Source organism: Desulfobulbaceae bacterium (assembly GCA_015231515.1).
In the GTDB taxonomy this organism is placed as follows: Bacteria; Desulfobacterota; Desulfobulbia; order Desulfobulbales; family VMSU01; genus JADGBM01.
In genome coordinates this window covers 21701-28484 of the sequence record JADGBM010000032.1, presented here as the reverse complement: position 1 = coordinate 28484, position 6784 = coordinate 21701, and the positions used below count along the sequence as shown (strand labels likewise).

General features: G+C 45.9%; 6 protein-coding genes. 5 read left to right on the top strand and 1 reads right to left on the bottom strand.

Going from position 1 to position 6784, the window contains the following annotated elements:
• Window positions 1–88: 88 nt before the first annotated feature.
• Window positions 89–547, bottom strand: coding sequence for a DUF1566 domain-containing protein (locus HQK80_07250; GenBank protein ID MBF0222012.1), 459 nt, complete (start codon window positions 545–547; stop codon window positions 89–91).
• A 254-nt stretch (window positions 548–801) separates the two neighbouring features.
• Here HQK80_07250 and HQK80_07245 point away from each other — a divergent pair, with 254 nt between their 5' ends.
• The 5 genes from HQK80_07245 to HQK80_07225 all read left to right on the top strand — a co-directional run bounded on the left by HQK80_07245 (window position 802) and on the right by HQK80_07225 (window position 6668).
• On the top strand, window positions 802–1131 hold the full coding sequence (locus HQK80_07245) for a helix-turn-helix transcriptional regulator (protein MBF0222011.1): 330 nt from the start codon (window positions 802–804) through the stop codon (window positions 1129–1131).
• Window positions 1128–2354 (top strand): type II toxin-antitoxin system HipA family toxin, encoded by a 1227-nt coding sequence (locus HQK80_07240; GenBank protein MBF0222010.1) that lies wholly within the window; start codon window positions 1128–1130, stop codon window positions 2352–2354. The genes HQK80_07245 and HQK80_07240 overlap by 4 nt, the downstream gene beginning before the upstream one ends.
• Window positions 2355–2459: 105 nt before the next feature.
• A complete protein-coding gene (locus HQK80_07235; protein ID MBF0222009.1) occupies window positions 2460–3605 on the top strand; it encodes a DUF2786 domain-containing protein in 1146 nt (381 codons plus the stop codon).
• Window positions 3602–5560 (top strand): RecQ family ATP-dependent DNA helicase, encoded by a 1959-nt coding sequence (locus HQK80_07230; GenBank protein ID MBF0222008.1) that lies wholly within the window; start codon window positions 3602–3604, stop codon window positions 5558–5560. Before HQK80_07235 ends, HQK80_07230 begins: the two co-directional genes overlap by 4 nt.
• Before the next feature lie 268 nt (window positions 5561–5828).
• Window positions 5829–6668, top strand: coding sequence for a flagellin FliC (locus HQK80_07225; protein MBF0222007.1), 840 nt, complete (start codon window positions 5829–5831; stop codon window positions 6666–6668).
• Window positions 6669–6784: the final 116 nt, after the last annotated feature.

Below are 6784 nucleotides of genomic sequence, written 5' to 3'. Positions count from 1 at the left end.
TGAAAGAGGGGTTGGGGGAGATTTAAAAAAAGTGCAGATGCCCGGAAGTAATGAAATGCGAGAGGTCCAGTAGCACTTTCTGACAGTGCTACTGGGCATTTCTCACAGGTAATGCTCTAAATCCAGTAGTTAACTCTTTTGAAAAGGTATTAATCTCACCGCCAAGGAAAAAAATTGTTCGGGCTCTCTTTCTCCGGGTGTCTGATGTCCACGGGCAGCACCCGGAGAGTGTTATTTCTGGAACGGATTGGAATCGTTTGGTGGAGGTTGGGTCGAAGATTGTGCCAAGTTCCTTCAAGGTTGGTAACCGCCAGTCGGAATAGTTTCCGACTGAATAATTTTCGCAGTATGCTTTGGCAGTATTCCAATCGGTGTCGATGCCGTTATCAGTCGTGGCCCACATCAGACCCGTTGTACTGTCAATCACGGTATTGTCAGCATTTTTGACAAATCGACCTGCTTGCTTAGGCTCAGCGGCTTCGCTGTTTAAGGCGAATAAGCAAGAGACCAATATAGCCAACCATATGATTTTGCATTGTTTTTTCATGTCTTTTTCCTGTTTGAAAAGATTTGTCGTTTGCCAGCCCGCATTTGAATCGTTATTGCCTTATACAATATTTCACGGATGCCTGCCCAAGTCAAGCGTCGGTTTTTTGCTTCACCTTGAGCTGGGTAATAGTAAGCAGCGCTAGAGTAACCAGTGGTGTCGCCTGGTAACCAAAGGATGTACCGAGATAATCCGTCTGGCTGTTTGTTAACTATTCTTTACATAAATAGCTGATTGTGCTATTTATGTTAATTATGGTAAACACTGACGGAAAACTTGGAGAAGTTCTAGAGATGCTTGGCGCACGTTTAAAGGACGCTCGTCTGTCCCGCAATGAGAGTCAGGAAGTCTTTGCCGCCAGAATTGGACTGACCAGGCAATCCTATGCCAAAATGGAGAAAGGGGCAGGTGTCGTGCCAATTGCCAACTGGTTGGTTGCGAGTGATATTCTGGGACGTTTGGATACATGGCAGGATGTGCTCACAGGTCAAGAAGACTTATTCGTGCAATACAAAAAAAAACAGCAAAAGAGAAAAAGGGCCAGCCGCAGTGAGGGCAAAAGGAGTTACGTGGGAAGTTCATGATTAAACTGAATGTCTGGCTCACTCTTGATGAAACAGCAACACTTCGTGTTGGTGAACTGATTGCAGCTGATCCGGATGCTCAAAAAGGCGGCGCCATTCAAGGTCAATTTCGCTACACCAACGAATATCTCAACTGGCCCAAGGCGTTCCCATTAGATCCAATTCATTTGCCGCTGGCTCAAACTATATTTGATGCAAACAGGCCCCGTTCAGGCATTCATGGGGTATTCGAGGATAGTCTTCCCGACGATTGGGGGCGAAAGATTCTGGTGCGAAAATATAATATTCCTCGAAATGAGCAGAGACCGCCGCAACTCCTTCGCTGCCTGGCGGGTGATGGTATGGGCGCCCTCAGCTATAGCGAAGATGACCTCCCTCCAAAGAAAAAAGAACCACTTGGCAGTCACTTTCTTGAGGTTTTAAAGCACTGGGCAGAGCAATTCGAAAAAGACGCAACTGTTGTTGGTGATGAACTAGCGCTCCTTTTTCAGGCAGGGAGCTCGCCAGGTGGTGCCAGACCAAAGGCGTTGATTCAAGATGGCGGCAAACCGTATATTGCCAAATTCCGCAGCATAAAGGACCAGTTCGATGTTGTCTCGCTAGAAGCTGCAACAATGGCATTGGCTGTAGTCGCCGGCGTTGACGTCGCCCCCTCCCGACATGTTTATTGCGGCGGCCAAAAAGTTCTCCTTGTGGAACGCTTTGACGTTCAGCCGCAAGAAATGCGTCGCAATCATGTTGTAACGCTGCAGACATTGCTGGGTGCCGATGACTACTATCATCTGGGATATAGAGACCTCGCAGGTATTGTAAGAAAAGTCTCAATGAACCCTGGCGATGATTTGCGGAAGCTTTTCAAACAACTGCTATTCAATGTATTGATTGGCAATACCGATGACCATCTCAAGAATTTTTCCATGACCTGTGATGGTGCTTCATGGCGCCTCAGCCCTGCCTATGACCTAGTGCCCAATGTCGGTCAGAATAGAGAGCATGTCTTGAGTATCAATCACAGCTTTATGGTGCCGGATCGATCCGCTCTTTTGCAGGAGGCAAAGTATTTCGGTATTAAGCAGCAGCGTAAAGCCAACGAAATTATTGAATCAATGGTTTTAAAAGTAAGTGGCTGGGAGAAAACTTTTCACAAATTCGATGTGCCCCATGAGGACATGGAGATTATAGGTCGCGATATTGAAGGCCGTTTAGCAAAAATGTGCAGCTAAGCCGTCGTACAAAAATAACGTAGACTTTTCAGGTTCATAAAAGTCCTGGATCACCGGCAGGACGGACTCCACTTCTTATAACCGGACAGGCAACCACAATAAAACATGAAAAACTTCACATCTGAGCAAATCCCCAGCCTTTGGGCCCGGCAATTACATACTGAATTTGATGACATTTGCTGGAAGTATAAAATTAAATTACGGCCGCCGGTTTTTGAGATTTCACAGTCGAAAAAACAACTCGGATCCTGGCATCCCGAGACTCGCACCATAAAAATAAGCTCATTTCTGATAATGAACCACTCCTGGGCAGTGACCCTCAATGTGTTGAAACACGAGATCGCCCATCAGGTATGCTATGAAATGTTTAAAAGCAATGAAGTTGCCCATGGCGAGGCCTTTAGTACAGCCTGTGACCTTCTTGGTTTGCCTGAAGAATATCGGAGCGCAACAGGTGATTTACCAGAAGATATTGACCTGATTGCACAGGGTAGGCGACCTAGCTCAGAGGAAAGTCGTTTTATCAGTAAGGTCGAAAAACTCCTCGCCCTGGCTGAGTCCACAAACGCAAATGAAGCAGCTAGTGCGATGCAAAAGGCCAACGCCCTGATTGAAAAATACAATTTAAAGTTGATAAATTCTGGTCGTGATGCTCACTATACCCATGTGATTATTAACAAGAAGAAAAAACGGGTTGAATCGTACCAGCGGCAGATCTGTAGGATATTGCAGGAGTTTTTTTATGTGAAAATAGTTGCTTCATATCTCTATGACCCTATAAGCAATGAAACACATAAAACTATAGAGCTGTTAGGAACCACAGAGAATGTCTCTATAGCTGAATATTGCTACTATTTTTTAGAGAAACGTCTGGATTTGCTTTGGTTACAGAATAAGCACAGATACCAGGGGAAAACCAGAACGGAAAAAAACAGCTATTATCTTGGGGTGTTGCGTGGTTTTTACGACAAACTGCAAAACCAAAAGGAGCAAAACCAAAAAAACTCTTCACTTAAGCAGTCTAATGAAGACAGGCAGTTGATGATGCGAGGTTCTGCTCTCATTAGTCAAGACGAGCGCTTGCATGAATACGTGGGGATTCGATTTCCACGGCTGCAAAAACAGTCCCACCGTGGGCCCAAAATTTATAAGAGCACTTACGATGAGGGGATTGAAACCGGCAAAAAGATTACCCTCCACAAGGGAGTTGCCAAAAATGAAGGCAATAGAGGAAAGTTGATAGCTCAATGATTGCCACAAACAAAGATATACATACCCCGCTCTCCGATATTTTTGGCTTTGATAAATTTCTGCCCGGCCAGGAAGATGTTATCTGCCGGATTGTCGAGGGTAAATCCTGCCTGGCTGTTTTCCCCACGGGCCAGGGCAAGAGTCTTTGCTATCAGCTAAGCGCTTTGCTTTTACCCGGTCTGACCCTGGTTGTATCGCCTTTAGTCGCCCTGATGAAGGACCAGGTCGATTTCTTGAAAAGTAAATCAATAAAGGCAGCCAGGCTTGATTCATCACTGAGCAGCGCGGAATTTAATCAAATTCAGAACTCTTTAAGCCGGAACGAACTGAAACTGCTTTATGTGGCGCCAGAACGTTTTGCCAATGAACGATTTATCCTCAGCCTGCGGCGACTGAACATCTCTATGATGGTTGTCGATGAGGTTCATTGTATATCGGAATGGGGCCACAACTTCCGACCCGATTATCTTAAACTTGCCGACATCATAAAAAATTTGCGTATTCCTCAGATTCTGGGGCTTACCGCCACCGCCACGCCTAAAGTGGCCGCAGACATTAAGACTGCCTTTAGTATTCCGGAGGAGGATTTTATCCTGACCGGGTTTTATCGGCCGAACTTAACCTTACGTTTCTCTCCATCGGCTGACCCTCTGGCCCTTCTTTTAAAGCGCCTTGCTTCCCGGCCACGGGACCCGGCCATTGTTTATGTGACTTTACAGGCGACGGCTGAATATGTGGCCACTGCCCTTGCTGAGGCGGGGTATTCGTCCAGGGCCTATCACGCCGGGCTCAAAGATGAACAAAGGCATGAGGTGCAGGACTGGTTTATGGCTGCCAATGATGCAGTTGTTGTGGCAACCATTGCTTTTGGTATGGGGATTGACAAGGCAGGTATCCGTTATGTTTATCACTATAATCTGGCCAAAAGTCTGGAGAACTACGCCCAGGAAATTGGCCGAGCCGGCCGGGATGGTAAGCCGGCGATTTGCGAAACGCTGGGTGGCGGTCAGGATCTTACTGTTTTAGAAAATTTTGTTTATGGTGATACCCCTGAACCTGCAGCAGTTCAACGTCTGCTCGGTGACATCTGTCAGGAAAAAGAGTATTTCAGTATATCCCTTTATCATATGTCCCACACCTATGACATCCGGAACCTGGTGGTCAGCACCCTGCTAACTTACTTGGAGCTTGAAGGTCTTATTGTTTCAACTGGGCCTTTTTATACGAATTATAAGTTTATTCCTCAACGTTCCTCTGCTGAGATCCTGGCTGATTACAGTCCGGAAAAGGCACTTTTTTTGAGAACTGTTTTTTCCTGTGCCAGTAAAGGGAAAACCTGGTTCAGTCTCGACCTTGATGAGGTGATCACTAAAACAGGTGCTGAGCGTAAGCGAGTTGTTGCCGCTCTCAACTACCTGGAGGAGAAAGGAGATCTTGTGCTCCAGGTGGCTGGCGCTCGCCGCGGTTATCGGCTGGTTCGTACTCTGTCTCCTGTTGAACTGGCTCAATTAACAGAAAGGTTAGTTTCTCGGTTCTTTGACCGAGAAAAAAACGATATTAGACGTATTCAACAAGTGGTCGCCCTGGTGAATCACCCCGGGTGCCAGACGAATTTTCTGTTAGACTATTTTGGCGAACATCGTCAAGAGAACTGCGGACATTGTGAATGGTGTATTCAGGGAGACGATGACGATTGTCACAGTGCCAGAAATACCATCAGCACCGCGACTTCACCCGTCCATCTGGAAAAATGGAAAGGGCAGGTCGAAAAGGTTTTGTCTGAAAAGAACGAAGCGCTGCAAAGCCCTCGGCAACAGGCCCGGTTTTTTTGTGGAATTCGATCACCAAAGAGTATTAAGGCTGGTTTGCCGGGCCGGGCCTCCTTCGGGCTGTTGGCAGATTGTTCATTTGTAGGGATCTTGGAGGCGTTAGAAAAGGAGTTTAACTCCAATTGAATCGGTGGATTTTTCACGATTGGACGAAGAGATTGTGCCTAAAAAAAAAGCAGGGCCTCAGAATGAGGCCCTGTCGACAAAAGAGAGTGGAGAGTTACTAGTAACTCTAGTTCTTCTAATGCCACATTGTGGTATTTGTGTCAATGTTGTTTTTTGTTGTAACTCAAAATTTTTTAGCAAAAACTTTTCATTTTTTATAAAATGCATATATTGTGAAGATGGAAGGGAATATCCTAAAGGCTTTTAACTTATCCAGGAGGGATTGGTCATGGCATTTAAAATCACCAACACATCAAGCCTCATTTCAGCAAGTCAGCTCCTAAAAGGTCAGCAGGATCTCCAATCGTCTTTAGAAAAACTTTCAAGCGGCAGTAGAATTAATAAGGCTGCAGATGATGCGGCCAGTCTTTCAATTGCCAACCAGTTGGGAAGTCAAGCTCGTGGTTATGGTCAGGCAATACGTAATGCCAATGATACTGTTTCGATTTTACAGATCGCTGATGGATCATTAGATGAGGCTGCCAGTCTGGTAAGCTCAATTCGTGAGCGCTCACTTCAGGCGGCCAATGGAAGTCAATCGTTAGAAAGCAAACAAGCGCTGCAGGCGGATATTGATAAGTCATTGCAGCAACTGGATAACATTGCCAAAAATACCTCTTTTAATGGACAGGATCTTTTGTCGGGCTCCTTTACCAATAAACAGTTTCAGGTCGGCGCCAACGCCAATGAAACCATCTCTGTTTCCATAAGTTCCGTTGACCCGTCGCAGCTGGGAGGTGAAAGTGGGCAGTTATCCGAGGTTAACGTTTTGACGGCTGAGGGCGCACAGGCAGCAATCAAAACTACTGATGCGGCGCTGCAACAGATTAATTCGTCTCGGGCTGAAATTGGTTCCCAGCAAAATAAGCTGACTTCAACTGTTTCAAATTTATCGACCTCGCGAATAAACACCCTTTCTGCCGAGTCAACCATTCGTGATCTGGATTTTGCTGAGGAGATTATGAACCTTTCCAAGATGAAGGTCTTAAATGAGGTTCGAGCATTTGCTTCCAGTCAGGCAAACGCCTCATCCCAAAATATAGTCAATTTACTGCAGGGTGAGAAGTAAGCCGTTTTAACGGCTCCTAAGCTGGAGTTCCTAAATTGTCGGATCAGAAAAAACGCCTTGCCTTTGCAAGGCGTTTTTTTTTGTGGTGATGGGTGATTTTCCTGTATTTCGGTACT